The sequence below is a fragment of the Streptomyces aureus genome, from assembly GCF_000725495.1.
Lineage (GTDB): Bacteria > Actinomycetota > Actinomycetes > Streptomycetales > Streptomycetaceae > Streptomyces > Streptomyces aureus_B.
The window spans coordinates 175,931-200,733 of the sequence record NZ_JNZD01000003.1 but is presented as its reverse complement, the minus strand read 5'-3'; the positions used below and the strand labels follow the sequence as shown (position 1 = coordinate 200,733).

At 71.6% G+C, this 24,803-nt stretch carries 24 protein-coding genes; 18 read left to right on the top strand and 6 right to left on the bottom strand.

Going from position 1 to position 24,803, the window contains the following annotated elements:
* The first annotated feature begins 84 nt into the window (after positions 1-84).
* Positions 85-1,056, top strand: a complete 972-nt coding sequence (locus IO36_RS05305; RefSeq protein WP_051900012.1) for a LysR family transcriptional regulator — start codon at positions 85-87, stop codon at positions 1,054-1,056.
* Here IO36_RS05305 and IO36_RS05300 read toward each other — a convergent pair.
* Positions 1,044-1,502 (bottom strand): ATP-binding protein, encoded by a 459-nt coding sequence (locus tag IO36_RS05300; RefSeq protein ID WP_037616616.1) that lies wholly within the window; start codon positions 1,500-1,502, stop codon positions 1,044-1,046. The genes IO36_RS05305 and IO36_RS05300 overlap by 13 nt on opposite strands.
* Positions 1,503-1,714: 212 nt before the next feature.
* Here IO36_RS05300 and IO36_RS05295 point away from each other — a divergent pair, with 212 nt between their 5' ends.
* Together IO36_RS05295 and IO36_RS44205 are read left to right on the top strand one after the other, a co-directional pair.
* Positions 1,715-2,572 carry a helix-turn-helix domain-containing protein gene (locus tag IO36_RS05295; protein WP_037616613.1) on the top strand — a complete coding sequence of 286 codons (858 nt, stop codon included), beginning with the start codon at positions 1,715-1,717 and terminating at the stop codon, positions 2,570-2,572.
* Positions 2,573-2,585: 13 nt separating this feature from the next.
* Complete coding sequence (locus IO36_RS44205) at positions 2,586-2,837, top strand: DUF397 domain-containing protein (RefSeq protein ID WP_078943003.1); 252 nt, start codon at positions 2,586-2,588, stop codon at positions 2,835-2,837.
* A gap of 25 nt (positions 2,838-2,862) precedes the next feature.
* On the opposite strand, the gene IO36_RS05290 is transcribed toward IO36_RS44205, so the two are convergent.
* Positions 2,863-3,987, bottom strand: a complete 1,125-nt coding sequence (locus IO36_RS05290) for an 8-amino-7-oxononanoate synthase (protein WP_037616611.1) — start codon at positions 3,985-3,987, stop codon at positions 2,863-2,865.
* A gap of 169 nt (positions 3,988-4,156) precedes the next feature.
* On the opposite strand from IO36_RS05290, the gene bioB reads away from it, so the two are divergent.
* From bioB to IO36_RS05270, 4 genes are all read left to right on the top strand, one after another.
* Positions 4,157-5,383: a biotin synthase BioB gene (bioB, locus tag IO36_RS05285; RefSeq protein WP_037616608.1), complete on the top strand. Its 1,227-nt coding sequence runs from the start codon at positions 4,157-4,159 to the stop codon at positions 5,381-5,383.
* The gene (locus IO36_RS05280; RefSeq protein ID WP_037616605.1) at positions 5,376-6,656 is read left to right on the top strand and encodes an adenosylmethionine--8-amino-7-oxononanoate transaminase; all 1,281 of its coding nucleotides are present in this window, start codon (positions 5,376-5,378) and stop codon (positions 6,654-6,656) included. Before bioB ends, IO36_RS05280 begins: the two co-directional genes overlap by 8 nt.
* Before the next feature lies 1 nt (position 6,657).
* Entirely contained in the window at positions 6,658-7,374 is a 717-nt protein-coding gene (bioD, locus tag IO36_RS05275; RefSeq protein ID WP_037616602.1) for a dethiobiotin synthase, read from the top strand.
* 330 nt (positions 7,375-7,704) lie between these two features.
* Complete coding sequence (locus IO36_RS05270; protein ID WP_037616600.1) at positions 7,705-8,394, top strand: class I SAM-dependent methyltransferase; 690 nt, start codon at positions 7,705-7,707, stop codon at positions 8,392-8,394.
* Between the two features lie 92 nt (positions 8,395-8,486).
* On the opposite strand, the gene IO36_RS05265 is transcribed toward IO36_RS05270, so the two are convergent.
* Positions 8,487-8,825 carry a fic family toxin-antitoxin system, toxin component gene (locus tag IO36_RS05265; RefSeq protein ID WP_387705889.1) on the bottom strand — a complete coding sequence of 113 codons (339 nt, stop codon included), beginning with the start codon at positions 8,823-8,825 and terminating at the stop codon, positions 8,487-8,489.
* Between the two features lie 40 nt (positions 8,826-8,865).
* On the bottom strand, positions 8,866-9,105 hold the full coding sequence (locus tag IO36_RS05260) for a toxin-antitoxin system antitoxin component (protein WP_037616595.1): 240 nt from the start codon (positions 9,103-9,105) through the stop codon (positions 8,866-8,868).
* 209 nt (positions 9,106-9,314) lie between these two features.
* Between IO36_RS05260 and IO36_RS05255 the strand changes: the two genes are divergently transcribed.
* From IO36_RS05255 to IO36_RS05225, 7 genes are all read left to right on the top strand, one after another.
* Positions 9,315-10,268: an ABC transporter ATP-binding protein gene (locus IO36_RS05255; RefSeq protein WP_063764825.1), complete on the top strand. Its 954-nt coding sequence runs from the start codon at positions 9,315-9,317 to the stop codon at positions 10,266-10,268.
* 7 nt (positions 10,269-10,275) lie between these two features.
* On the top strand, positions 10,276-12,840 hold the full coding sequence (locus IO36_RS05250; protein WP_037616945.1) for an ABC transporter permease: 2,565 nt from the start codon (positions 10,276-10,278) through the stop codon (positions 12,838-12,840).
* 227 nt (positions 12,841-13,067) lie between these two features.
* Positions 13,068-13,988 carry an LLM class F420-dependent oxidoreductase gene (locus tag IO36_RS05245; protein WP_037616591.1) on the top strand — a complete coding sequence of 307 codons (921 nt, stop codon included), beginning with the start codon at positions 13,068-13,070 and terminating at the stop codon, positions 13,986-13,988.
* A 57-nt stretch (positions 13,989-14,045) separates the two neighbouring features.
* Positions 14,046-14,477, top strand: coding sequence for a GNAT family N-acetyltransferase (locus IO36_RS05240; protein WP_037616588.1), 432 nt, complete (start codon positions 14,046-14,048; stop codon positions 14,475-14,477).
* A 287-nt stretch (positions 14,478-14,764) separates the two neighbouring features.
* Positions 14,765-16,090, top strand: a complete 1,326-nt coding sequence (locus IO36_RS05235; protein ID WP_037616585.1) for a hemolysin family protein — start codon at positions 14,765-14,767, stop codon at positions 16,088-16,090.
* Entirely contained in the window at positions 16,087-17,100 is a 1,014-nt protein-coding gene (locus IO36_RS05230; protein WP_037616582.1) for a hemolysin family protein, read from the top strand. The genes IO36_RS05235 and IO36_RS05230 overlap by 4 nt, the downstream gene beginning before the upstream one ends.
* A 194-nt stretch (positions 17,101-17,294) precedes the next feature.
* Complete coding sequence (locus IO36_RS05225) at positions 17,295-18,107, top strand: SGNH/GDSL hydrolase family protein (RefSeq protein WP_037616580.1); 813 nt, start codon at positions 17,295-17,297, stop codon at positions 18,105-18,107.
* A 705-nt stretch (positions 18,108-18,812) separates the two neighbouring features.
* On the opposite strand, the gene IO36_RS05220 is transcribed toward IO36_RS05225, so the two are convergent.
* Positions 18,813-20,051, bottom strand: coding sequence for a BN159_2729 family protein (locus tag IO36_RS05220; protein ID WP_037616578.1), 1,239 nt, complete (start codon positions 20,049-20,051; stop codon positions 18,813-18,815).
* Positions 20,048-20,629: an RNA polymerase sigma factor gene (locus IO36_RS05215; protein WP_051900010.1), complete on the bottom strand. Its 582-nt coding sequence runs from the start codon at positions 20,627-20,629 to the stop codon at positions 20,048-20,050. Before IO36_RS05215 ends, IO36_RS05220 begins: the two co-directional genes overlap by 4 nt.
* A 418-nt stretch (positions 20,630-21,047) precedes the next feature.
* On the opposite strand from IO36_RS05215, the gene IO36_RS05210 reads away from it, so the two are divergent.
* The 4 genes from IO36_RS05210 to IO36_RS05195 all read left to right on the top strand — a co-directional run bounded on the left by IO36_RS05210 (position 21,048) and on the right by IO36_RS05195 (position 24,794).
* Positions 21,048-21,524, top strand: coding sequence for a hypothetical protein (locus IO36_RS05210; protein ID WP_037616576.1), 477 nt, complete (start codon positions 21,048-21,050; stop codon positions 21,522-21,524).
* 132 nt (positions 21,525-21,656) lie between these two features.
* Complete coding sequence (locus tag IO36_RS05205; RefSeq protein ID WP_158997232.1) at positions 21,657-22,106, top strand: hypothetical protein; 450 nt, start codon at positions 21,657-21,659, stop codon at positions 22,104-22,106.
* 284 nt (positions 22,107-22,390) lie between these two features.
* Complete coding sequence (gene purB / locus IO36_RS05200; RefSeq protein WP_037616573.1) at positions 22,391-23,833, top strand: adenylosuccinate lyase; 1,443 nt, start codon at positions 22,391-22,393, stop codon at positions 23,831-23,833.
* A gap of 145 nt (positions 23,834-23,978) precedes the next feature.
* Complete coding sequence (locus tag IO36_RS05195; RefSeq protein WP_037616572.1) at positions 23,979-24,794, top strand: nucleotidyltransferase domain-containing protein; 816 nt, start codon at positions 23,979-23,981, stop codon at positions 24,792-24,794.
* The last annotated feature ends 9 nt before the right edge of the window (positions 24,795-24,803 follow it).

Genomic DNA, 24,803 nt, shown 5'->3' with positions numbered 1-24,803 from the left:
TCAGCAGGTATGTCGAATATCCTGGGCCGGTCTTAAGCGATCGTTTAGACCCGGAGGTCCATGGCCGGACCGGGGAGGGGTGCGGTGTACGACCCGACACGGCTCGCGGCGCTGGTGGCGGTCGCCGAGGCGGGGTCCATCACCCGGGCCGCCGAACGCCTCGGCTACAGTCCGCCGGCGCTGTCCCAGCAGGTGGCGAAGCTGGAGCGGGAGGCGGGGACGACCCTGCTGGTGCGCTCCCATCGCGGGACCCGGCTCACCGGCGCGGGCGAACTGCTCGTCGTACGGGCCCGCCGCGTCCTCGACGAGCTGGAGCTGGCCCGGCACGAACTGGCCACGCTGACCGGGTTGTCCGGCGGCACGCTGCGGCTCGGCACGTTCCAGACGGCGGGCATCCATCTGCTGCCGCCCGTGCTCAGCGCCTTCCGCCGGGCCCACCCGGACGTGGCCCTCACCGTCGCCGACTACGAACCGCCGCACGGGATCGCGGCGGTCGCGGCCGGCGAGGTGGACCTGGCCCTCACGCACACCTACCAGCCCGCCCCGCCGGTACCGCTCCCGTCGTCGGTGGGCGTCGAGCCGGTCCTGGTCGAGGAGCTGGTCCTGGTGACCGCCCCCGGTCACCTGCTCGCCAGCGGTTCCGCGCGGCTCCCGCTCGCGGACCTGGCCGGGCAGCCGCTGATCAGCATGGCCCCGGACCATCCGCCCCGGCAGGAGGTGGAGGCCGCGCTGGCCCGGGCGGGCGCGACCCCCGCGGTGCTCGTCGAGACCCCCGGGTACGCCCTCGTGTGCGCGCTCGTCAGCGCCGGGCTCGGGGTCGCGGTCGTCCCCGAGATGGTGGCGGCCACGGCGGCCACGCCGGTGGGCACCAGACTGCTGGAGCCGGGAGACCTGCGCCGTACGATCTCGGTCGTCCACCGGACGGACGGCGCGGCACCGGCCGCCGACGCGTTCCGGGCCCTGCTGCGCGGCGCCTTCGGCCGGGCCGGACGACACCGGGCGGGCGGCGGTCCCGACGCCCCCGGACGCCGGGACGAGGTGTCTCAGGGCTCCTGAGGCCACCCGGCGGGCACCGGCCGGACCGGAACCGTCCACGGGAGTTCGATGGAGACCGTCTTGCCGCCCTCCCGGGTCGGCAGGACGGAGAGCCTGCCGCCCGATTCGGCGGTCAGCCAGCGGATGATCACCATGCCCCGGCCGTTGTCCTGCTGGACGGCCGCGGGCAGTCGCTTGGGGAAGCGCGGATGGCTGTCGGTGACGCCGATGCGCAGAAGCTCCTCCCGTTCCAGCCGCACGCCGACCGTGAAGGTGGGCGACTGCCCGAACGTGTGCTGGACGGCGTTGGTGGCCAGTTCGGACACGATCAGCCGGACGGTCTCGGCGACTTCGCCGTCGCGCGGCAGGCCCCATTCGGCCAGCACTTCGGCGACGAATTTCCGGGCCACGGAAACCGAGGCCGGTTCGCTCGGCAGTGTGACGGATGCTTCCTGATGGTCTGCCATGGCGACGTTCGTCCCTTTCCCACGGGACCGGAGCCCGACACCGAGCGGATGGTTCGAGTACGGTCCCGGACTGGTGCTTGCGCCAGACTGCCATTACCGGGGCGGTCGCGGGTGCGATCCACCGAGTAATGCATATATCTGTCGCTCGATGCGGTGAACTCTGCGTCGGCAGAGCGTATTCGGGCGACTTGGAGGGAGTAAGGAGAACGAACATGCAGCACGGTCCCGCGGTGCGCCGGCGCAAACTCGGCGCCGAACTGCGCGCGCTGCGCGCGGGCACGGGCCTCACGAGCGGTGAGGCGGCCCGACTGCTCGGCTGGCACCAGTCGAAGGTGAGCCGGATCGAGACCGGCACCAGCGGGGTGAAACCGGCCGATGTGGAACGGCTGTTGCACGCGTACGGCGTCGAGGATCCCGAACTGCTTGAACTCCTGGTCGTGCTGGCGGGCTCCGAGGGCAACGGCCGCCACCACTGGTGGCACGCGTACCGCGGCGTGCTCCCGCAGGCCTACCGCGACTTCATCAGCCTGGAGTCGGGCGCCAGCGGTATGCGCACGCTGGAGACCTCTGTCGTACCCGGACTGCTGCAGACGCCCGAGTACGCCCGCGCGGTGACACGGGCCGCCGTGGACGGGCTGGAGGAGAGCAAGCTCGACGCCCTGGTCGAGGTGCGGCTGGCCCGGCAGGACGTCCTGCGCTCGAACCCGCCCCTGGAGCTGGCCGCCGTCCTGGACGAGGCGGTGCTACGCCGGGAGGTCGGCGGCCCCGACGTCATGGCACGCCAGCTGCGCCGGCTGCGGGAGGCCGCCGTTCTGCCCCAAGTGCGGCTCCAGGTACTGCCGTTCGCCGCCGGGGCGCACATCGGCGTAACCGGTCCTTTCGTTATTTTCTCATTTCCGAACACAACCGATCTGGATGTTGTCGTTCTCGACCACTTGACGAGTAGCCTCTATCTCGAACGGAAAGAAGACCTCCGGGCCTACGCCGAGGCCTTCAACGCCCTTCAGTTCCACGCCCTTTCACCCGAGGACTCGTTGGACTACATCGCCGCGATAGGCGACGACACGTAAGGAGGCACACGTCATGTCTGCAATGCCTCGGTACGTACCCTCCAGCACTTCTCTGCGCCATGTGCGATGGCTGCGCAGCAGCCGCAGTACCGGGATGAACAACTGCGTCGAGACGGCCAGGCCGGGCGCCGGACCATGGTCCGGGTTGGTCGCGGTACGCGATTCCAAGAACACCGCGGGACCCGCCCTGCTGTTCCCCCCGGACGTCTGGGAGGGGTTCATCACCGGGTTGAACCGGCCCCGCACGGTTCACCGCTCCACATGACCACCTGATTCACCGGTTCGCAGGTTCACCGGTTCCGGCTGATCACATCCACCGCGTGCTCGATCTGCTCCTCGGTGAGGTCGGCACGGGCCGTCAGCCGCAGCCGCGAAACGCCGTCGGGCACCGACGGGGGACGGAAACAGCCGACGGCGAGGCCCGCCTCGCGGCAGTCGGCCGCCCATCGCACCGCCCGTTCGGGGGACGGTGCCCGCACGGAGACGACCGCCGCATCCGGTCGTACCGCGGAGAGACCCTCCGCCGTCAGCCGCGTGTGCAGTGCCGTGGCCACCTCGCGCGCCCGCGCCGCCCGCTCGGGCTCTCGGCGCAGCAGCCGCAGCGCCCCGAGGGCGGCGCCCACCGCGGCCGGCGCGAGGCCGGTGTCGAAGATGAAGGTGCGCGCCGCGTTCACCAGATGGTCGATGACCGCCGCCGGTCCGAGGACGGCACCGCCCTGGCTCCCGAGCGACTTGGAGAGCGTGACGGTCACGACGACGTCGGGGTCCCCCGCGAGCCCCGCGGCGTGGGGGGCGCCCCGGCCGCCGTCGCCGAGGACGCCGAGTCCGTGCGCGTCGTCGACGATCAGCCCGGCGCCGTGCTCCCGGCAGGCGCGGGCGAGTCCGGCGAGCGGGGCGGCGTCGCCGTCCACCGAGAAGACGGTGTCGGAGACGGCGACGGCGGGGCCCTCGTGGGTGCCGAGCGCCTTGCGCACGGCGTCGGGGTCCGCGTGCGGGACCACCTGGGTGGTGCCGCGGGCGAGCCGGCAGCCGTCGATCAGGGAGGCGTGGTTGCCCGCGTCCGAGACGACCAGGGAGCCGAACGGCGCGAGCGCGGTGACGGCGGCGAGGTTGGCCGCGTAGCCCGAGGACAGGACGAGCGCGGACTCGAAGCCGCAGAAGTCGGCCAGTTCGCGTTCCAGTTCGCCGTGGAGCTCGGTGGTGCCGGTGACCAGCCGGGAGCCGGTCGCGCCGCCGCCCCACCGGCGCGCGGCCTCGGCGGCGCCCTCGGTGACCTCCGGATGGCGGGCCAGGCCGAGATAGTCGTTGCTCGCGAGATCGAGGAGCGGGGACTGGGCCGGCCGGGGGCGCAACACACGCACGAGTCCGGCCCGGCGGCGCGCCTCGGCCTGCTCGTCGATCCAGCCGAACGCCATGTTTCCTCCGGGTCTCGCTGCGGTGCGGTGGCGGTGATTTGTAGGCAGTGAACAGACCCTAGCGGTCACCCCGTCGGCGCATGATGTGGCAATACCCACACGTCGAACCATCTCTGTTGTGCAAACTCTCCTTGGCCGGGAGCGGTCGCATGGTCCAGGATCGGACCTCATGGACCTGCTGAACACGCTGGTGGACAAGGGGCTTCGGCGCGAGCTGCCGACCCGCGACGAGGCACTGGCCGTACTGGCCACCTCCGACGACGACGTGCTGGACGTGGTGGCCGCGGCCGGCAAGGTACGCCGGCAGTGGTTCGGCCGGCGGGTGAAACTGAACTATCTCGTCAACCTGAAGTCGGGCCTGTGCCCGGAGGACTGCTCGTACTGCTCGCAGCGTCTCGGCTCGACGGCCGGCATCCTCAAGTACAGCTGGCTCAAGCCCGACGAGGCCTCCAAGGCCGCGGCGGCCGGTCTCGCCGGGGGCGCCAAGCGGGTGTGCCTGGTGGCCAGCGGGCGCGGTCCGACGGACCGTGACGTGGACCGGGTCTCCGACACGATCAAGGCGATCAAGGACCAGAACGAGAACGTCGAGGTGTGCGCCTGCCTCGGTCTGCTCTCCGACGGCCAGGCCGAGCGGCTGCGCGCCGCGGGCGCGGACGCCTACAACCACAACCTGAACACGTCCGAGGGGACGTACGGGGAGATCACGACCACCCACACGTACGCCGACCGGGTGGACACCGTCCAGAAGGCGCACGCGGCGGGCCTGTCCGCCTGCTCGGGTCTGATCGCGGGCATGGGCGAGTCCGACGAGGACCTCGTGGACGTCGTGTACGCGCTGCGCGAGCTCGACCCCGACTCCGTTCCGGTGAACTTCCTGATCCCGTTCGAGGGAACCCCGCTCGCCAAGGAGTGGAACCTCACGCCGCAGCGCTGTCTGCGCATCCTCGCCATGGTCCGTTTCGTCTGCCCCGACGTCGAGGTCCGCATCGCCGGCGGCCGCGAGGTGCATCTGCGCACGATGCAGCCGCTCGCCCTGCACCTGGCCAACTCGATCTTCCTCGGCGACTACCTCACCAGCGAGGGCCAGGCCGGCAAGGCCGACCTGGAGATGATCGCGGACGCCGGCTTCGAAGTGGAGAACGCGGGCGAGGTGACCCTGCCCGAGCACCGCGCTCCGTCCGGCGGCGGCTGCGGATCGCACGCCGAGAGCGGGTGCGGCTCGCACGAGGGCGCCGGCTGCGGGACGGGCGCCGAGGCGGGCTGCGGCTCCCACGAGGGCGGCGGGGTGTGCGGCTCGGTGCCCACGGCCGCGGCCGAGGCGCCCGCCGACGCGCGTACCGACCTCGTCTCCGTGCGCCGCCGCGGCGCCGGAACGGACCTCGCGCCCAATGCCTGAGCTGTCCGTGCGGGAACTGCTCGACCTCGACCGGCGGCACGTCTGGCATCCCTACGGGCCCATGCCCGGCCGCCAGGAGCCGCTGGTCGTGGAGTCGGCGAGCGGGGTCCGGCTGCGGCTGGCCGACGGTTCGGGCGAGCTGATCGACGGCATGTCGTCCTGGTGGTCGGCCATCCACGGCTACAACCACCCGGTCCTGAACGACGCCGCGCGCGGCCAGCTCGAGCGCATGAGCCATGTGATGTTCGGCGGGCTCACCCACGAGCCCGCCGTCCTGCTGGCCAAGCGGCTGGTCGACATCACGCCGGACGGTCTGGAGCACGTCTTCCTGGCCGACTCCGGCTCGGTCTCGGTCGAGGTCGCCGTCAAGATGTGCCTCCAGCACTGGCGCTCGCTCGGCCGTCCGGGCAAGCAACGGCTGCTGACCTGGCGCGGCGGCTACCACGGGGACACCTGGCAGCCCATGTCGGTGTGCGATCCCGAGGGCGGGATGCACGAGCTGTGGCAGGGCGTGCTCCAGCGCCAGGTGTTCGCCGACGCGCCGCCGGCCGCGTACGAGGAGTCGTACGCGGATCACCTGCGCGAGCTGATCGGGCGGCACGCCGACGAGCTGGCCGCGGTCATCGTGGAGCCGGTGGTGCAGGGCGCGGGCGGGATGCGCTTCCACTCCCCCGCGTACCTACGGGTGCTGCGCGAGGCCTGCGACGAGCACGACGTCCTGCTCGTGTTCGACGAGATCGCCACGGGATTCGGCCGTACGGGCGAGCTGTTCGCGGCGGACCACGCGGGCGTCACCCCGGACGTGATGTGTGTCGGCAAGGCGCTGACCGGCGGCTATCTGACGATGGCGGCGACGCTGTGCACCTCGCGGGTGGCCGACGGCATCTCGCGCGGTGACGTTCCGGTGCTGGCGCACGGCCCGACCTTCATGGGCAATCCGCTCGCCGCCGCGGTCGCGTGCGCCTCGGTCGACCTGCTGCTGGCGCAGGACTGGCGGACCGAGGTGAAGCGGATCGGGGCGGGACTGACGGAGGGGCTGGCGGAGGCCGCCGCGCTGCCGGGTGTCCGGGACGTCCGGGTGCTCGGTGCGATCGGGGTCGTGCAGCTCGACCACGAGGTGGACATGGCGGCGGCGACGGCGGCCGCGGTGCGCGAGGGCGTGTGGCTGCGGCCGTTCCGCGACCTCGTCTACACGATGCCGCCGTACGTCACCGGCGACACGGACCTGGCACGGATCGCGCGCGCGGTCTGCGCGGCGGCTCGGGAGGGCTGAGATGACGGTACTGGTGATCACGGGCACGGGCACGGAGGTGGGCAAGACGGTCGTCACGGCCGCGGTCGCCGCCACGGCTCTCGCCGCCGGGCGGTCCGTGGCCGTCCTGAAGCCCGCCCAGACAGGTGTGGGACCGCACGAGCGGGGTGACGCCGACGAGGTGGCCCGGCTCGCCGGTGCCGTGACGACCCTCGAACTGGGCCGCTACCCCGAGCCGTTGGCGCCCGCGACGGCCGCCCGGCGGGCCGGGATGGCTCCGGTGTCCCCGGAGTCGGCGGCGGAGGCCGCGGCGAAGCTCGCCACCGAGCACGATCTGGTGCTGGTGGAGGGCGCGGGCGGTCTGCTCGTCCGGTTCGACGACGCGGAGGGGACGCTGGCGGACGTGGCCCGGCTGCTGGACGCGCCCGTGCTGGTCGTGGCCTCGGCGGGGCTCGGCACCCTCAACACGACGGAGCTGACGGCTCGTGAACTGCGGCTTCGGGAGCTGGAGTTCGCCGGGGTCGTGATCGGCAGCTGGCCGGACTCCCCCGATCTGGCGATGCGCTGCAACCTCGCGGACCTGCCCGCCACGTCCGGGGCGCCGCTGCTGGGCGCGGTCCCGGCGGGCGCGGGTGCCCTCGCGCCCGCGGAGTTCCGTGCCGCGGCGCCGGGCTGGCTGGACCACCGGTTCGGCGGACGCTGGAACGCCGGGGTCTTCACGGCGGCCCACCCGGCCTGACCCGTCACCGGCCGTCCGGCGCACCACGGCCGGACGGCCCAACGACAAAGCGGTAGGGCAGCTGAACGGCTGAACGGCTAGGTGTCCAGGCGGCTGATCGGCTGATCGGCTGAACAACGGGGCGGTCGTTCGACCTCGATGGGGCGACCCTTCGACCGCGATGGCACGGCCGTACGACTGGCGACCGGACGTACGCGCCGCCCACGGCCGTCACGGCGACGGGTCACGGACCGACCGGACGGCGACACGGGGCGCGCGCCCCGCGCGGCGCGTGCGGCGGACGTCCCGGGGGGACAATCCCGGTGAGCCCTGTCTCCCGGGAGGTTCGTCATGCCGTTCAAGCCGTTCCGGCCGGCCGACTCCGGCAAGGTCTCCGCGGAGGCCGTGCACCATCCGGTGTTCGCCCGCTCCTACGCCCGATTCAGCGTCCGCGCCGAGACCCGGATGGGGATCGGCGGGGTGCGCGACCGGCTGCTCGCCGGACTGTCCGGGCGGGTGATCGAGATCGGCGCGGGCAACGGCCTGAACTTCGCCCGCTACCCGGGCACCGTCTCGGAAGTGGTCGCCATCGAACCCGAGCGGCTGCTGCGGCAGTTGGCGGTGGAGGCGGCCCTGCGCTGCGAAGTGCCGGTCGACGTGGCGCCGGGTGCGGCGGAGGCCCTGCCGGTCAAGAGCGAGGCGTACGACGCCGCCGTGCTCTCGCTGGTGCTGTGCAGCGTGCGGGACGTGCCGAGGGCGCTCGCCGAGGTGCGGCGGGTGCTGCGGCCGGGCGGCACGGTGCGGTTCTTCGAGCACGGCCGGGGCGGCGGACGGGTCATGGGCGCCGTACAGCGGGGCCTGGACGCCACGGTGTGGCCGCGGCTGTGCGGTGGCTGTCACGTGGCCCGCGAGCCGATCGCCGCGCTGCGTGAGGCCGGCTTCGAACTGGGCCCGTACCGGCGGCTGTTGATGCCGGAGAAAGGACCGCGCCTGCCCACGTCGTACTGCGTCCTGGGCACCGCCCGGCGGCCGCTCGACTGACGGCCGCACAGGTCGGGCACACACGGGCCGGGCACCGCACGGGTTCGGGCACCGCACGGCTGGGAACCGCACGGGACGGGCACTGGCCGCGCTCACAGACTCCAGCGGCGCAGTTCGTCGGCGATGTCGTGCACGGTGGCCTCGCCGTTCTTGACCAGACGGGCCAGTTCCCGCACCTGCTCGGGCGAGATCACGACCTTCAGGCCGCTGGCCACCAGATAGGCGTAGGCGACGGCCGAGGCGAACATGGCGTTGGAGCGCTCCAGCGCCGGGACGTGCAGCAGGATCTGGAGCAGCGCGGCGGCACGGGCGTGCGGGCTGTCGTAGACGGGAATGCCGAGGACCTCGGCCTCGTGCCGGGCGACGGCGGCGACGAGCGCTCCCCAGTCGGTGACCTGGGGGTCTCCCGGTGTCTTCTGTTCGGCGATCATGAGGAGCCAGGCGAGATCGACTTTGAGACTGCTCAACGGATCAACGACGACCTTCGCTGGTGCCTTCACGGTCCGGACCGAACTCCTCGGCGAACACGGACTCGTACTGCTTCATGAAATCGGCGGCGGCCTCCACGAAGGTGTGGCCGACTTCCCCCGTGTCCTGCCGGACCAGTTCCTCGATGTAGCGGTTCACGCTCATCCCCCGTTCCAGGGCGCGCTCCCGGGCGGCTCTCGCGGTGCCCTCGTCCACCCGGACGTTCAGCTGAGTCTTCGCCATCCTTCGAAGCTAGCGCGATACCGCTAGCGGTGGCAAGGGGGCCTGGTCCGGGGAACCCCACGGTGGAGATTGCCCCTTACATCGATATCAGGGCCACACCCTGGGGCGGAGACCGTGCGGCACCTAGGGGGGATACCGGGTGTGCCTCCGATCACACTACGCTCGGGCCGGACGAGGAGTCCGGACGATCCATCACCGAGGAGGCGGTCTTGTCCACAGCTGCTGCCGAGCAGATTCCCGGCCGCGCGGAGGGGGACGGGATCGCCGCCCGCGCCCGCGGTCTGACCAAGGCGTACGGTTCCGGCGAGACCGCGGTACTGGCACTCGACTCGGTCGACGTGGACATCGCGCGCGGCCGCTTCACGGCCGTCATGGGCCCCTCGGGCTCCGGGAAGTCCACGCTCATGCACTGTCTGGCGGGCCTGGACACCGTGTCGGCCGGGCAGGTGTGGCTGGGCGATACGGAGATCACCGGGCTGAAGGACCGCGAGCTGACCCGGCTGCGGCGGGACCGGATCGGCTTCATGTTCCAGTCCTTCAATCTGATCCCGACCCTCAACGCGGCCGAGAACATCACGCTGCCCATGGACATCGCGGGCCAGAAGCCGGACCAGAAGTGGCTCGACCAGGTCATCGACACCCTCGGGCTGCGTGAACGCCTCAAGCACCGGCCCGCCCAGCTCTCCGGCGGTCAGCAGCAGCGCGTCGCCTGCGCTCGGGCGCTCGCCTCCCGGCCCGAGCTGATCTTCGCGGACGAGCCGACCGGCAACCTGGACTCCCGGGCGGGCCTGGAAGTCCTCGGATTCCTGCGCGAGGCCGTCGACGAGCTGGGCCAGACCGTCGTCATGGTCACCCACGACCCCGGGGCCGCCGCCCATTCCGACCTCGTCCTCTTCCTCGCGGACGGGCGGATAGTGGACGAGATGGAGCGGCCCTCGGCGGAGGCCGTGCTGGAGCGGATGAAGCGTTTCGACACGGCCCGCGTGACGTTCGACGGCGGGCGCGAGGCGTCCGGAGGGGCCGGGCCCGAGGGCGCCGGCGGGAGCACGGCCGGAGCCGGGACGGACGGCACCGCTCCCCCGGTCGGCGGCCCGGCCCACGACGGCTCGGGCGGCACCGCTCCCGAGCACGCCCCCGGCGACGCGACCCCCGACAAGGACTGAGGCCCTCGTGCTCAAGGCGACACTGCGCAGCTTCCTCGCGCACAAAGGGCGGCTGCTGCTCTCGGCCCTGGCCATCGTGCTGTCCGTGGCGTTCGTCGCGGGCAGTCTCATCTTCTCGGACACGGTGACCCGTACGTTCGACCGGCTCTTCGCCTCCACCGCGGCCGATGTGACCGTGGAGCCGAAGAACGACCTGAAGTCCCAACTGCCCACCGGAGCCACCGAGACCGTACCGGCCTCGCTCGCGGACCGGCTCGCGAAGGTCGAGGGCGTCGCCGCCACGCATGTGGACGCCTCGGTGGAGAACGCCCCCGTCGTCGACAGCGCGAACAAGTCGGTCGGGCCGACGACGGGCGCCCCCACCATCGTCACCAACTGGGAGCTCACCGAACGCAGTCCGGTGAAGCTGACCTCCGGGCACGAACCGCACGGCGCCGACGAGGCGCTGCTCGACGCCGACACCGCCGACAAGAAGCACCTCGGCGTCGGCGACACCCTGACCGTGCAGGCGCAGCCCGGCTCCTTCCGGGTGCGGATCGTCGGCATCGCGACCTTCACCACCACCAACCCCGGTGCCGCGCTGATCTTCCTCGACACCCCGACCGCGCAGACCAAGCTGCTCGGCCGCCCCGGACTCGCCACCAGCATCTCCGTGGACGCCGCGAAGGGGGTTGACGACGCCCGGCTGAAGCAGCGCGTCCAGGCCGAACTCGGGTCCGGGGCCTACGAGGTGAAGACCGCCGAGGAGCAGGCGAAGTCGTCCGCCGAGTCGCTCGGCGGCTTCCTCGACGTCATCAAGTACGTGATGCTCGGCTTCGCCGGGATCGCGGTGCTCGTCGGGATATTCCTCATCGTCAACACCTTCTCCATGCTGATCGCCCAGCGCACCCGGGAACTGGGGCTGCTGCGGGCCCTGGGCGCCGACCGCCGCCAGGTGCGCCGGTCGGTGCTCACCGAGGCGCTGCTCCTCGGCCTGGTCGGCTCGACCCTCGGCCTCGCGGCCGGGATCGGACTGGCGGTCGGGCTGATCAAGCTGATGACGGCCTTCGGCATGAACCTCAAGTCCACGGAGATGGTGATCGGCTGGCCGACCCCGGTGGCGGCGTACGTCGTCGGCGTCGGCGTCACCTACGTGGCGGCCTATCTGCCGGCCAGGCGTGCGGCGGCCGTCTCCCCCATGGCGGCCCTCTCGGACGCCGAAGTCGCGGGCGTGGGAAGGCCGTTGCGGGTCCGGGCCGTGGTGGGCGGGGTCGTGGGGGCGGCGGGGGCCGCCGCCCTCGCCGGATGCGCGGCCGCGACGAAGACCTCGACCGCGGCCTCCCTGCTGGGACTCGGCGTCGTCCTGACGCTGATCGCCACGGTGATCGCCGGGCCGCTGCTCGTGCGTCCGGTCATCCGCGTGCTCGGCGGCGCGTTCCCCGCACTGTTCGGTCCCGTGGGCCGGATGAGCCAGCGGAACGCCTTGCGCAATCCACGGCGTACGGGTGCCACCGCCGCCGCCCTCATGGTCGGTCTCGCCCTGGTCGGCGGGATGTCCGTGGCCAGCGCGTCCATGAGCAAGTCCTTCGACCAGCAGATCGACAAGACCCTCGGCGCCGACTTCGTGCTCCAGAACGCCAACTTCGTGCCGTTCTCGCACGAGGTCACCGACAAGATCCGCGCCACCGAAGGGGTCGGCCTCGTCGTCCGGCAGCGGTTCACCCCGGTCGCGATCAAGCTGCCCGACGGCAAGCGGGTGGAGACGACGGCCGCGGCCTACGATCCGCGGCTGGACGACGTCGCCCACATCACGTACGCCGCGGGCGGCACCGCGGCGGCGCTCGGCGAGGGCGGCATCGCCATGGACGTGAACTTCGCGAAGGACCACGACGTACGGATCGGCAGCACGATCCCGGTGGAGTTCCCCGCCGGCCGCAGGACCGAGCTGACCGTGGGCGCGCTCACCGACCAGGGCGGCGGCGGATTCGGGACCCAGGGCGGGCTCGTCTTCGGCTTCGGCACGATCGAGAAGTACGTGCCCGGCGGCCAGGACTCGGCCCTGTACGTGAACGCGGCCCCGGGCACCTCCCCCGAAAAGCTGCGCCCCCGCCTGGAGAAGACCCTGGAGCCGTATCCGCAGGTCCAGGTCCGCGACCAGGCCGACTACAAGAAGCTGGTCCACGACCAGATCGCCGTGCTGCTCTACCTCGTGTACGCGCTGCTCGGGCTCGCGATCGTCATCGCCGTGCTGGGCGTGGTCAACACCCTCGCCCTGTCGGTCGTGGAGCGCACCCGCGAGATCGGACTGCTGCGCGCCATCGGTCTCGGCCGGCGCCAGCTGCGCCGGATGATCCGTCTGGAGTCCGTGGTGATCGCCGTGTTCGGCGCGGTCCTCGGTCTGGCCCTCGGGGTCGTCTGGGGCGTCTGCGTCCAGCAGGTGCTGGCGCTCCAGGGCATGAAGGCGCTCGCGATCCCCTGGACCACGATCGTCGCGGTGGTCATCGGCTCGGCCGTCGTCGGCATCGTCGCGGCCCTGCTCCCGGCCCTGCGCGCGTCCCGCATGAACGTGCTCACGGCCATCGCGCACGAGTGACGGCGGGGTCGTGCCCATGCCCCTCATGAAGCTTGGTGACCACGGGGTCGTGCCCGTGCCTCGCATGAACCTTGGTGGACAGGGGGCGTTCGCGCGCCCCGCTTGAACCCGCTCACCGCCATCGCCCGAGGGTGACCGCGCGGGGCCGGCCCCGGCCCCGCGCGGTCACCGATCCGCTCGCCCCGGTCCACCTCGGCCGGGGCGAGCCCACGAGGAAGGGATGATCCATGTCGCGCCCGTTCCGCTTCGGTGTCAGCCTGATCGCCCCGGCGACCGGGGAGGCGTGGGCCGCCACGTGCCGGCGCGCGGAGTCCCTCGGCTACGACGTGATCACCGTGGCGGACCATCTGGGCATGCCCGCCCCCTTCCCCTCGCTGGTCGCCGCCGCGGCGGCGACCGAGCGTCCCCGGCTCGGCACCTTCGTGCTCAACACCGGCTTCTGGAACCCCGCCCTCCTGGCCCGAGAGGTGGCCACCACCGACGCCCTGACGGGCGGCCGCCTCGAACTCGGCCTCGGCACCGGCTACGTGGCCGCCGAGCACGAGACGGCGGGCCTGCCCTGGGGCACCCCGCGCGAGCGCGTCGACCACCTCCTGCACACGGTCGAGGAACTGAAGGTTCTCCTCGACCCGGAAGGACCGCTCCACCAAGGCACGCCGTGGCCCGGTGGGAAGGCTCCCGGGTCCGCGGCCGGCGGACCGCCCCGGGTACCCCTGCTGATCGGCGCCAACGGCGACCGGATGCTGCGCGTCGCCGCGGAGCACGCGGACATCGCCGCGTTCACCGGCGCGCGCACCGGGCGGAACGGCAAGCTGGAACCGCTCACCGCGGCCGAGCTCGACGAACGCGTCTCCGTGTACCGCAAGGCGTCCGCCGCCCGCGAGGAGGCCGCCGAACTCAACCTGCTGGTCCAGATCGTCGCCGTCACCGACGACCGGAGCGCCGCCGTCCGACCGTGGCTCGACCGGCTCCCGCAGCTGACCGAGCACGAGGTGCTGGACCTGCCCGTCGTCCTGATCGGCACGCTCGAGCAGATCGTCGGCCGGGTCCTCGAACTGCGGGAGCGCTACGGCTTCTCGTACGTGACGGTCCTGGAGCCGAACCTGGAGACCTTCGCCCCCGTGGTCGGCGCGCTGCGCGGCCGGTAGGCGTCCGCATGGCGGAAATACCGTTCCGGCCCGTGGTCCGCGTGATGGGATCGGATCATGACCGACTTGCGGATACGGGCCGCGCGGCCCGAGGACCTCGACGCCGTGCTCGCCTTCTGGAAGGTGGCCGCCGAGGGCGCCAGCATCAGTGACGACCTGGACGGCGTGGAGAGGCTGCTCGCCCGGGACCCCGAAGCGCTGCTGCTCGCCGAGCACGCCGGGGAACTGGTGGGCACGGTGATCGCCGGTTTCGACGGCTGGCGCTGCCATCTGTACCGGCTGGCGGTGCACCCGGACCGGCGGCGCCTCGGCATCGGCTCCGCGCTGCTCGCCGCGGCGGAGGAGCGCTTCGTACGGCTCGGGGGGCGGCGCGGTGACGCCATGGTGCTGAAGCGCAACGAGACCGCCCACCATGCCTGGCGGGCTTCGGGGTACACGCCGGAGGAGCACTGGCGGCGCTGGGTGAAGCCGTTCACGGACACGCCCTAGGGCGTGTACGCGACGCCGGGCGGACAGGGCGTCGCGGACGCGGACCCAAGGGGTCCGGACGGCTCGGACGGAGGGTCGGCGGAGGGGGTTTCCACAGGCGGACGGCGCCGGCGGGGAATCCCCTTTGCCGATCCTTTACCCTTGTTGGACCATCGTTCCTCCGACGAAAGGTGTGAGCGTCCGCCCATGGGCGAGCCTCCCAGTACCCGCGGCCGTGGACCCCACGGCGACAGCGGACATCGCGCGGTCCCCCTGTCCCTGGCCGATCATGGGACGGAGGTGACCCGATGACCGAAGTGTTCCTCCTGCTGGTCGCAGTTCTGCTGTCGCTGGCCTGCGGCGGCTTCGTGGCGGCCGAGTTCTCCCTGACCACGGTCGAGCGCAGCGAACTGGAACGTGCCGTCGAGCGCGGCGAGCGGGGCGCCTCCGGAGCCCTCAAGGCCGTACGCAACCTGACCTTCCAGCTCTCCGGCGCCCAGCTCGGCATCACCGTGACGAACCTGGTCGTCGGCATGCTCTCCGAGGCCTCGATCGCCAAGCTCATCGCCGGGCCCCTGGAGTCGCTGGGGGTGCCTGCCTCGGCCTCGAACTCGGTGGCCCTGGTCATCGGCACCGCCCTCTCGACGATCTTCCTGATGGTCGTCGGCGAGCTGGTGCCCAAGAACTGGGCCATCTCCTCCCCGCTGGCCGTGGCCAAGCGCGTGGCGACCCCGCAGCGCTGGTTCAGTGCCGCGTTCCGCCCCTTCATCGCGCACCTCAACAACACCGCGAACCACGTCGTACGGCGCTTCGGCCTCGAGCCCGCCGAGGAGCTGGCGTCCGCTCGCGGACCCCAGGAGCTGGTGGCGCTCGCCCGGCACTCCGCCAAGGAGGGCGCGCTGGAGGCGGACACCGCCGAGCTGTTCGTGCGCACCCTGAACCTCGCCGACCTGACCGCGGAGAACGTGATGACACCGCGCGTCCAGGTCATCGCGCTGGACGTCCAGGCCACCTGCGAGGACGTGGCGAACGCGACCCGGGCGACCGGCCTGTCCAGGTTCCCCGTCTACCGGTCGAGCCTCGACGAGGTCGTCGGGGTCGCGCACATCAGGGACGTGCTGACCGTGCACGCCGCGAGCCGGACGCAGACGCCCGTCTCGCAGATCATGCGCGAGCCGCTGTTCGTACCGGAGTCGCTGACCGTCGACCGGCTCCTGGACCGGCTGGCCGGCCGGCGCACGATGGCCGTGGTCATCGACGAGTACGGCGGCACGGCCGGAGTGGCCACCCTGGAGGACATCGTCGAGGAGGTCGTCGGCGAGGTGCGCGACGAGCACGATCCGCACGAGACGCCCGACCTCGCCCCGGCCGGTACGGACACCGACGGCCGGACCCTGTACTCGGCCGACGGGTCCGCCCGTACCGATCAGCTCGCCCGCGTCGGACTGCGGGTGCCCGACGGGCCGTACGAGACCCTGGCCGGGTTCATCGCGGCCGAGCTCGGCCGCATCCCCGCCGAGGGCGACACGGTCGAGGCCGACGACTGGCGGCTCGACGTCGTGGACGCCTCGGGACGGCGGGCCGCACGGGTCCTGCTGCACGCCCCGCACGATGCCGAGGAGAGCGCGCGATGACCGCCGTACAACTGCTGATCGGACTCGCGACGCTCGTCGTGAACGGCTTCTTCGTCGGCGCCGAGTTCGGGCTGATCTCGGTGCGCCGCAGCCAGATCGAACCGCACGCCGAGCGGGGCGACCGGCGGGCGCGGAGCGTCCTGTGGGGCCTGGAACACGTCTCGGCGCTCCTCGCGACCGCGCAGCTCGGCATCACGCTGTGCACCCTGGTGCTCGGCATCGTGGCCGAACCCGCCATCGCCCACCTGCTGGAACCGGTGTTCCACGCGGTCGGCGTTCCCTCCGGCGCGGGCCACGCGGTCTCCTTCGTCATCGCGCTGACCCTGGCGACGTATCTGCACATGCTGCTCGGTGAGATGGTGCCGAAGAACGTGGCCCTCGCGGAGCCGGTCCGGACGGCGCTGGTGCTCGGACCGCCGCTGGTCGCGCTGTCCCGCGCGCTGCGTCCGGTGATCTTCGCGGTGAACGCGTTCGCCAACACGCTGCTGAAGCTGATGCGGGTCGAGGTGAAGGACGAGGTCGCGGCGACCTTCTCGGACGACGAGCTCTCGCGTCTGGTCAAGGACTCCAGCGCGGCGGGGCTCATCGACCACCGCGCCCAGGAGCGGCTGCGCGACGCCCTGGAGCTGGGCCGCAGGCCCGTCCACGACGTGGTCCTGCCGGTGGAACGGGTCGTCTACGCACGCGTGGGCGTCACTCCGGAGGAGCTGGAGCGGCTGTCGGCGGAGTCGGGGTTCTCCCGCTTCCCGGTCGTCGACGAGGGACGCCGGATCGTCGGCTATCTGCACGTCAAGGACGCGCTGGACGCGATCCCCCGTGAGGTGCCGTTCCGTGTGGAGGACATGCGGCAGATCGCCCGCGTCCGGGAGAGCACCCCGCTGGACGACGTGCTGACGGCGATGCGCCGCAGCCGCACCCACCTCGCGGGCGTCATGGGCAGCGACGGCCGCCTGACGGGCCTGGTGACGATGGAGGACGTCCTGAGGGAACTGTTCGGACAGCCGGCGTAGGACATCGGAGGACGGCGCATCGGACCGGCGGACCATCCGACCGCCGGTCCGGGGCCAGGGGCCGGGCGCCCGCAAGGGGAGGCCCGGCCCGCCCCGCCGTCGGGCCCGCCTCGCCCCGCCCGTCTGCCGCTCGGTCCCAGTAGAACCATCCGACCGACCGATGGGTATGTCTTCGGGTTACCATCTTTCTCGCCATGCAGATGAATGCCTCATACACCAGCCTCGTCGCGGTCGGCGACTCCTTCACCGAGGGCATGTCGGACCTGTTGCCCGACGGCTCGTACCGAGGATGGGCCGACCTGCTCGCGGGCCGGATGGCGGCCCGGTCCCCCGGTTTCCGCTACGCCAACCTCGCGGTGCGCGGCAAGCTGATCGGACAGATCGTCGACGAGCAGGTGGACGTGGCCGTGGCCATGCGGCCCGATGTGATCACGCTGGTGGGCGGTCTCAACGACACCCTGCGTCCCAAGGTCGACATGGGACGCGTGCGCGGGCTCCTGGAGGAGGCCGTGGAGCGGCTCGCCCCGGCCTGCGAACAGCTCGTCCTCATGCGCAGCCCCGGTCGCAACGGTCCCGTCCTCGAACGCTTCCGGCCCCGGATGGAGGAGCTGTTCACCGTCGTCGACGATCTCGCCGGCCGGCACGGCGCCCTGGTGGTCGACCTGTACGGGGCGCCCTCGCTCGCCGACCCCCGCTCGTGGGACGTCGACCGGCTGCACCTCACCGCCGACGGGCACCGCCGGGTCGCGGAGGCCGTGTGGCAGACCCTCGGGTACGAGGCCGAGGACCCGCAGTGGCACGTCCCGTCGCCGCCGAGCCCGCCGCCGGGCTGGGTCTCGCGCCGGGCGGCGGACGCGCGCTTCGCCCGGCAGCACCTGCTGCCGTGGATCGGACGACGGCTGACCGGGCGCTCGTCCGGGGACGGCCGGCCGGCGAAGCGGCCGGAGCTGCTGCCCTACGAGGGTTCCGTGCACGAGGGCCCCGTCACGGGCGGCCAGGGCGTCTGAGCCGTCTTACCGGAGGTGACCGCGGGAGCCGGGGGAAGCGTCGAGCCGGAAGGCTTCCGCCGTGCCGCTCTCACGAGTGACACGGCGGCCCATGCTCCGCATGACGAGGACGCTACCCGATCACCCCTCGGTCGCCACAGGGCGCACGGGGGGCGCGCGACGGCGCGGGAGTGACGTCGAATGCGCTCACTCACGCGCCCCGGAACTACGGCCGGGCCCGGCGCGTACGCCGGGCCCCGCCGACGGCCCCACCAGCTTTGCGGAGCATGGAGAGGAGCCGTCTCGCCATCCCGGAGGGGGATGGCAAGTAACAGGCCAGCGGGGAGTTCCCGCTGGAATCAACATCAAAGCACTCATGCGAGGGCCTGAGAAGTACGCCCCTGAGCACCGCCCGAAGAACTTGCCGGCACCTGTCCACGGGCGTGGCCGGGGCAAAGGCACGTGCGTACCTTTTGGCACCGACATGCCACCGGTGGACCGATCAGGGCCGATGTGCCCCATCGGCACCCTTGGGACGAGCCGCCGACAGGGTGGGAAACCAGCCATACCCAGCCACCACACCTACTACGAGGCAGGGTCGCTCTGCGCCAGGTTCAGTACACGGAACGTGAGCACGCGTGGACGCGTCGCCCCGGTTCACCTCGTACAGAGGCGCGGGGCACCACGAGTGAGAAACAGCCAGTCGATGCGGCGAACCGCCGGCGATCAGGCGCTGTCCCCGGCCAATCCGCCGGAGGGCAGGGGGGTGGCCGTCAGCGGGCCGTGCGCCATGACGATCGACGCGAGCGGGTAGGGAGGACCGTCGGTTCCGCGCAGGACGAGCAGGGGCATCCCGCGCTCGTCCTGACGCCGTCCGAGCGACAGCCAGATCCGGTCGGCCCGGTCGACCTGGCCCAGTCCGAGGTCGTAGATCCGTCCCCAGAGGAAGAAGGGATCGACGGCCGCGTCGCTCGCCTCCTGGAGGAGTTCGGGGACACCGTGCGCGGTGAGGTGCACCGCGACTCCGTCGAGGGTCCCCGCCGCCACCTGCGCGTGACCGGCCGTCCTGGTCCGGACGTTGCGGGGAGCCCCGATCGCGTCGAGCCAGTACTCCCAGTCCGCCAGGCACGTGGCCTTGATGGCCACGGTCACCCGCTCGCCGTCCGCCGTGATCTGCATGGCCTCCAGGCGGGCGAGATGGTCGGACTGCAGGCTCGCCGCGACGGAGACCGCGCGAGCCGTGGCACTGCCCCAGCCCACCGCACGCGACCGCGCGGCGGCCGGCCGGACCCGCGGGACCTGGCCCTCGACCCGCCTCGGGACCGGCGCGGCCCCGTAGTCCGCCATGACCCGGCCGGCGCCCCGGTCGGCGAGGTGCAGGACGATCGCACCGCGCGCGGCCGGCACCAGCGGCGAGGACACGGAGGCGCGGTCGTGCCGTGGATCGGGGTCCTCCGCGCCGGACGGCGGTCCCGCCCGGTCGGGCACTGACGCGGGTGCCTGATCGTGCCCGCGCTCGACTTCCTCGTCGGCGGGACCGGGCGTCCCGGGCGCCGGCTCGGGGGCGGCGGCCCGGTCGTGCCGGGTCGCGGTGGCACCGGGGCCTTCGGCGACCGTCTCCCGCTCCTCGCGTTCCGGCCCGGCCGCCGGCTCGCGGTCATGGCGGGGCTCCACGTCGTCGCCGGGGATCAGCCCCTTGCGGTTGAGCGCGGTGGCGATCCGCATCGCGACCTCGCTCGGGTAACCGCAGTCCTCGACGATGGTGTCCACGGCCGCGTGGTAGGCCTCCGGGCAGTTCTGCCCCGCCTCCACCTGGGTCCGCAGCCGTTCGAGGGCACCGGCACCGCCGGCCTCCACCAGACGCCCCTGCGCCTCCAGGTCGGCGACGAACTCCCGGGCGAAAGCGCTGAGTTGTTCGGCAAGATGAGCCTCGACGGCCGAACGGATCCCGGGCACCGTGGTCATGCCGCCACCCCCAGATACTCACTGCGCAGCTTGGCCAGCGCCCTGAACTGCAGGGTCTTCACGGCCCCTTCGGAACGCTCCATCTGGCGCGCGGTCTCCAGCACCGAGAACTCCATCAGGAACCGGCGGGTGAGGACCTCGCGCTGTGGCGGCCGCAGCTGCTCCAGCGCCCGCCGCAGCAACTCCTCGTCCAGACTGATCAGTACGGTGTCCTCGGTACTGACCGTGAGGTCCTCGTCGAAGCCCAGCATGTCCTCGACGACGAATTCACGGCGCTGGGCGCTCTTGCAATGATCGATGACCTTGTTCCGGGCGATGGTGATCAGCCATCCCACGAAGCCGATGCCGCGATACGTGAAAGTCCCGCGTTTCATCCAGGCGTTGAGAAAGGTCTCGCCGGTGATGTCCTCGGCGACCTGCCGATTGCGTACACGGCGCTGTACGTAAGCCAGTACCGCGGGGTGGTGCAGTGCGTAGAGCTCCCCGAACGCGTCCCGGTCGCCCGCGAGCGCTCGGGCGATAAGGGCCGGTTCTCTGGTTTCGAACCGCGGTGTGGCGGCGTTAGCCTCGGCGATCAAGGCCTACTCCGTTCATGAGTGGATGAACTGTGGTGGGCAGGTGCTGCGACGGCCCGCTCCGGCCATGGCCGGGCTCGGGCGCCGGATGACCGGGTCGTCGTGTCCGAAGGGTTTCGAGGCGTCCCCGCTGATGCCTCGCAGCTCCGGAGCCTGGACGAGCCGATGCCGAGGCGGTGCAAATAGGGTCCCCTCAAAGGGACTTGCATACGTGCGACTAACTCACAGTCATGCAACATATGCAACTTGCGTACACGTGCGCAAGTTGCTTCGCCCGAGTGACTGCGAGACTTTTTGTTGGGAACTGACGTGCGAGGCGTCCCCCTTGGCCTGGCATGACGGCTAAATGGCTATTGACCTGCGAAGATGCACGCATGCAAGTCGCGTGCAAGTTGCATACACGCGCGCTACTCTCCGGAACATGCGGAGCATGGAAGAGTCCCCCCACGAGTCCCGCGGTGAGCGACAAGCTCTCGCAAGGAGGGTTGGCGAGTACCTCACAAATGCCGCGACAGCGGCCGGGTACGACGTCCGCCCACGAGCCGGTGGCCGGGCTCAGCTGGCCATCTCGATTGGAGTGAGCCTGACGACGATCAGCCGAACACTGGAAGGGAAGACCCTTCCCCTGCCCTCGCAACTGACCACCTGGGCGTCAGTACTCGGCCTCGACCAGCGAGAGATGTTGGTGAACAGCGGCATGCTTCCGCCGGAACACGGGCCTCAGCCCCCGGTACGGAGGGTAGCCTCAGTAACACTCACCCCGGAGGAGGCAATGGACGCATGGGGCATCACTGATCTCAGAATCCGCACAATGCTCAGCGGGAACATCGTCCAAGCTATCGAGCTCCAGAAGGATCTCGACGCCGACGACAACCGGGGGGCCACTGCAAGGGGGTAACGAGACGTGGCGTACAGACTGGCACTCGCGTCCGCCGCCAGCTGCACAGCCGGCTGGACATTCGTGGGCGAAGGAGTCTGGCACCATACATGGGAGTCCGCGACCGTCGGGGTCGGCCTGTTAACCATGGGCGTGGCCGGGGCACTTGCCGCCCTGCTCCGTCACACGGTCAACCAGGTCGACGCCCGTACACGACACGAACTCAGCGTCCTGGCGGAGCACCGAAAACGCCTTGAGCTGGAGATGCACAAGCGCGAGCAGGATCTGTCCAAACGCGAGAAAGCCATGGCCCGCAGGGCCACGATCACAGCCATCCGACTCGGCAGTCACGCCCGAGCCCTCGACGAGGCGCGCAACGCCAACACGGCCCTGCGCGCCAAGAACTCCCAGCTGATGCAGGAGATCGAAGAGGTCAACGATGAGCGCAACCAACTGATCACAGCAGAGCTCACCTTCGCCCACGACCGGTTCACTTCGAAGACGTACGGGGGCCTGCGCGCTGTTGTCGGCAGCGAGCAGTCCCACCCCGATCCGCACGCCCAGGCGGGGTACGGAAACCGTCCCCCGCGTTCTGGATCCTGATCACCGTCCTGCGAAAACGTTCCACCAACACCTCTGTCCATCAATACGGTGAACAACTCCCCTCTGTTCAAAGGAGTTGAGCGTCAATCCACCGCACCCGCCGGTGGAGGCAGGAGCGACGACGTGGCCGGCGGTGCGCACCGAGCGCGCCACCCGTGCCCCGTCCCCGCACCTCTCACGCACACCCCGGTCCGCCGGGGGGTGCCGCTCCGCCACGACCTGCGCATCCCGGACGCCCCGGACATAACAGGAGCAGCGCCGGACAGCCGGTATGCTCCGTACACGTGACTGCCGCGCCTGCTAAGCCCCGTATCCCCAACGTTCTCGCCGGACGCTACGCCTCCGCCGAGCTCGCCACTCTCTGGTCCCCCGAGCAGAAGGTGAAGCTGGAGCGTCAGCTCTGGCTCGCCGTGCTGCGGGCGCAGAAGGACCTCGGGATCGAGGTGCCGGACGCCGCGATCGCCGACTACGAGCGCGTCCTCGACCAGGTCGACCTCGCCTCCATCGCCGAGCGCGAGAAAGTCACCCGGCACGACGTGAAGGCGCGGATCGAGGAGTTCAACGACCTCGCCGGCCACGAGCACGTGCACAAGGGCATGACGTCCCGCGACCTCACCGAGAACGTCGAGCAGCTGCAGATCCGCCTCTCGCTGGAGCTGATGCGCGACCGTACGGTGGCGGTCCTGGCCCGGCTGGCCAAGCTCGCCGGCGAGTACGCCGAGCTGGTCATGGCCGGCCGCTCCCACAACGTGGCCGCGCAGGCCACCACCCTGGGCAAGCGCTTCGCGACCGCCGCGGACGAGATGCTCGTCGCGTACGGCCGCCTCGAGGAGCTCCTCGGCCGCTACCCGCTCCGCGGCATCAAGGGCCCGGTCGGCACGGCCCAGGACATGCTCGACCTGCTGGGCGGCGACGCGGCCAAGCTCGCCGACCTGGAGCAGCGGATCGCCGGGCACCTCGGCTTCTCGCAGGCCTTCACCTCCGTCGGCCAGGTCTACCCGCGCTCCCTCGACTACGACGTCGTCACCGCGCTGGTACAGCTGGCCGCGGGTCCGTCCTCGACGGCCAAGACGATCCGGCTCATGGCCGGGCACGAGCTGGTCACCGAGGGCTTCAAGCCCGGCCAGGTCGGCTCCTCCGCGATGCCGCACAAGATGAACACCCGCTCCTGCGAGCGCGTCAACGGCCTGATGGTCATCCTGCGCGGCTACGCGTCGATGACCGGCGAGCTGGCCGGCGACCAGTGGAACGAGGGCGACGTGTCGTGCTCGGTGGTGCGCCGGGTCGCGCTGCCGGACGCGTTCTTCGCGCTCGACGGTCTGCTGGAGACGTTCCTGACGGTCCTGGACGAGTTCGGCGCCTTCCCCGCCGTCGTCGCCCGCGAGCTGGACCGCTACCTGCCCTTCCTCGCGACGACCAAGGTGCTCATGGGCGCCGTGCGCGCCGGTGTCGGCCGTGAGGTCGCCCACGAGGCGATCAAGGAGAACGCCGTCGCCTCGGCCCTGGCCATGCGCGAGCAGGGCGCCGAGCGCAACGAGCTGCTCGACAAGCTCGCCGCCGACGAGCGGATCCCGCTGGACCGCGCGCAGCTCGACGAGCTGATGGCCGACAAGCTGTCCTTCACCGGTGCCGCGGCCGGTCAGGTGGCCGTCGTCGTCGGCCGGGTCGAGGAGATCGTGAAGCAGCACCCGGAGGCCGCGGGCTACACGCCCGGCGCGATCCTCTGACCGACGCCCCGAAGCGACCCCCTGGAGGCCGCCCGCACCCCGGCCCACACCGGACCCCGCGGGCGGCCTCTCGGCGTTCCCGGGTACACCGGGCGGCGCGGAAAACGGTCGCGGGCGGGGTGTCCGGCTCGGCAGACTCGGGGGTATGGATCGTCTGGCGGAGATCGCGGAGCGGCTGAGCGAGGTCGAGGGTGTCGTCGGGGTGTGTCTGGGTGGCAGCCGGGCCACGGGCACGCACGGCCCCGACTCCGACTTCGATCTGGGCCTGTACTACCGCCCGCCGCTGGACACCGGGGCTCTGCGCCTGCTCGCCGCACGGCTGACCGGCGCCCCGGTCGAGGTGTCCGAGCCGGGCGGCTGGGGGCCGTGGGTGGACGGCGGGGCCTGGCTCACCGTCGACCGTCACCGCGTCGACTGGATCTACCGCGACCTGGACCGGGTGCACCACGTCTGGCGGCAGTGTCTCGCCGGGCGCTTCGAGATCGGTGTCCAGCCCGGCCATCCCCTGGGCGTGTACTCCCACGCGTACGTCGGCGAGCTGGCCGTCGGACAGGTCCTGGCCGACCCCGGGGGCGAACTCCGGGCCTTGCGCAAGGAGACCCGCGACTACCCGGAGCCGCTGCGTGAGGCACTCATGGAGAACGCTCGCTGGGAGGCGCCGTTCATCCTCGCGGGCGCCCGGAAGGGAGCCGCTCGCGGGGACGTCTTCCACGTCGCCGGGTGCCTCTTCCGCGCGGTCGGAATCCTCGCGCACGCCCTCCACGCCCATGACCGGCGCTGGGTGCTCAACGAGAAGGGGGCGGTCCGTGCCGCGAGCCAACTAGTCTGCGCACCGGCCGACTTCGCCGGGAGGGCCCACGGACTGTTCTCCGCGCTCGGCACGACTCCGGAGACACTCGCCGCCGCGCTCGACGACGCCGACGGGCTGGTCGAGGAGGTGTGCGGGCACCTCGTCCGGTGACCGGCGCGC

Coding starts and splice junctions, on each gene's coding strand:
- IO36_RS05290 (WP_037616611.1), bottom strand. CDS start 3,987: ATGGCGTTCGGCTGGATCGACGAGCAGGCCGAGGCGCGCCGCCGGGCC.
- IO36_RS44205 (WP_078943003.1), top strand. CDS start 2,586: ATGTCTGCAATGCCTCGGTACGTACCCTCCAGCACTTCTCTGCGCCAT.
- IO36_RS05225 (WP_037616580.1), top strand. CDS start 17,295: ATGCAGATGAATGCCTCATACACCAGCCTCGTCGCGGTCGGCGACTCC.
- bioD (WP_037616602.1), top strand. CDS start 6,658: ATGACGGTACTGGTGATCACGGGCACGGGCACGGAGGTGGGCAAGACG.
- IO36_RS05220 (WP_037616578.1), bottom strand. CDS start 20,051: ATGACCACGGTGCCCGGGATCCGTTCGGCCGTCGAGGCTCATCTTGCC.
- IO36_RS05210 (WP_037616576.1), top strand. CDS start 21,048: ATGCGGAGCATGGAAGAGTCCCCCCACGAGTCCCGCGGTGAGCGACAA.
- IO36_RS05195 (WP_037616572.1), top strand. CDS start 23,979: ATGGATCGTCTGGCGGAGATCGCGGAGCGGCTGAGCGAGGTCGAGGGT.
- IO36_RS05245 (WP_037616591.1), top strand. CDS start 13,068: ATGTCGCGCCCGTTCCGCTTCGGTGTCAGCCTGATCGCCCCGGCGACC.
- IO36_RS05240 (WP_037616588.1), top strand. CDS start 14,046: ATGACCGACTTGCGGATACGGGCCGCGCGGCCCGAGGACCTCGACGCC.
- IO36_RS05265 (WP_387705889.1), bottom strand. CDS start 8,825: ATGATCGCCGAACAGAAGACACCGGGAGACCCCCAGGTCACCGACTGG.
- IO36_RS05230 (WP_037616582.1), top strand. CDS start 16,087: ATGACCGCCGTACAACTGCTGATCGGACTCGCGACGCTCGTCGTGAAC.
- IO36_RS05270 (WP_037616600.1), top strand. CDS start 7,705: ATGCCGTTCAAGCCGTTCCGGCCGGCCGACTCCGGCAAGGTCTCCGCG.
- IO36_RS05300 (WP_037616616.1), bottom strand. CDS start 1,502: ATGGCAGACCATCAGGAAGCATCCGTCACACTGCCGAGCGAACCGGCC.
- IO36_RS05235 (WP_037616585.1), top strand. CDS start 14,765: ATGACCGAAGTGTTCCTCCTGCTGGTCGCAGTTCTGCTGTCGCTGGCC.
- IO36_RS05260 (WP_037616595.1), bottom strand. CDS start 9,105: ATGGCGAAGACTCAGCTGAACGTCCGGGTGGACGAGGGCACCGCGAGA.
- IO36_RS05280 (WP_037616605.1), top strand. CDS start 5,376: ATGCCTGAGCTGTCCGTGCGGGAACTGCTCGACCTCGACCGGCGGCAC.
- IO36_RS05295 (WP_037616613.1), top strand. CDS start 1,715: ATGCAGCACGGTCCCGCGGTGCGCCGGCGCAAACTCGGCGCCGAACTG.
- bioB (WP_037616608.1), top strand. CDS start 4,157: ATGGACCTGCTGAACACGCTGGTGGACAAGGGGCTTCGGCGCGAGCTG.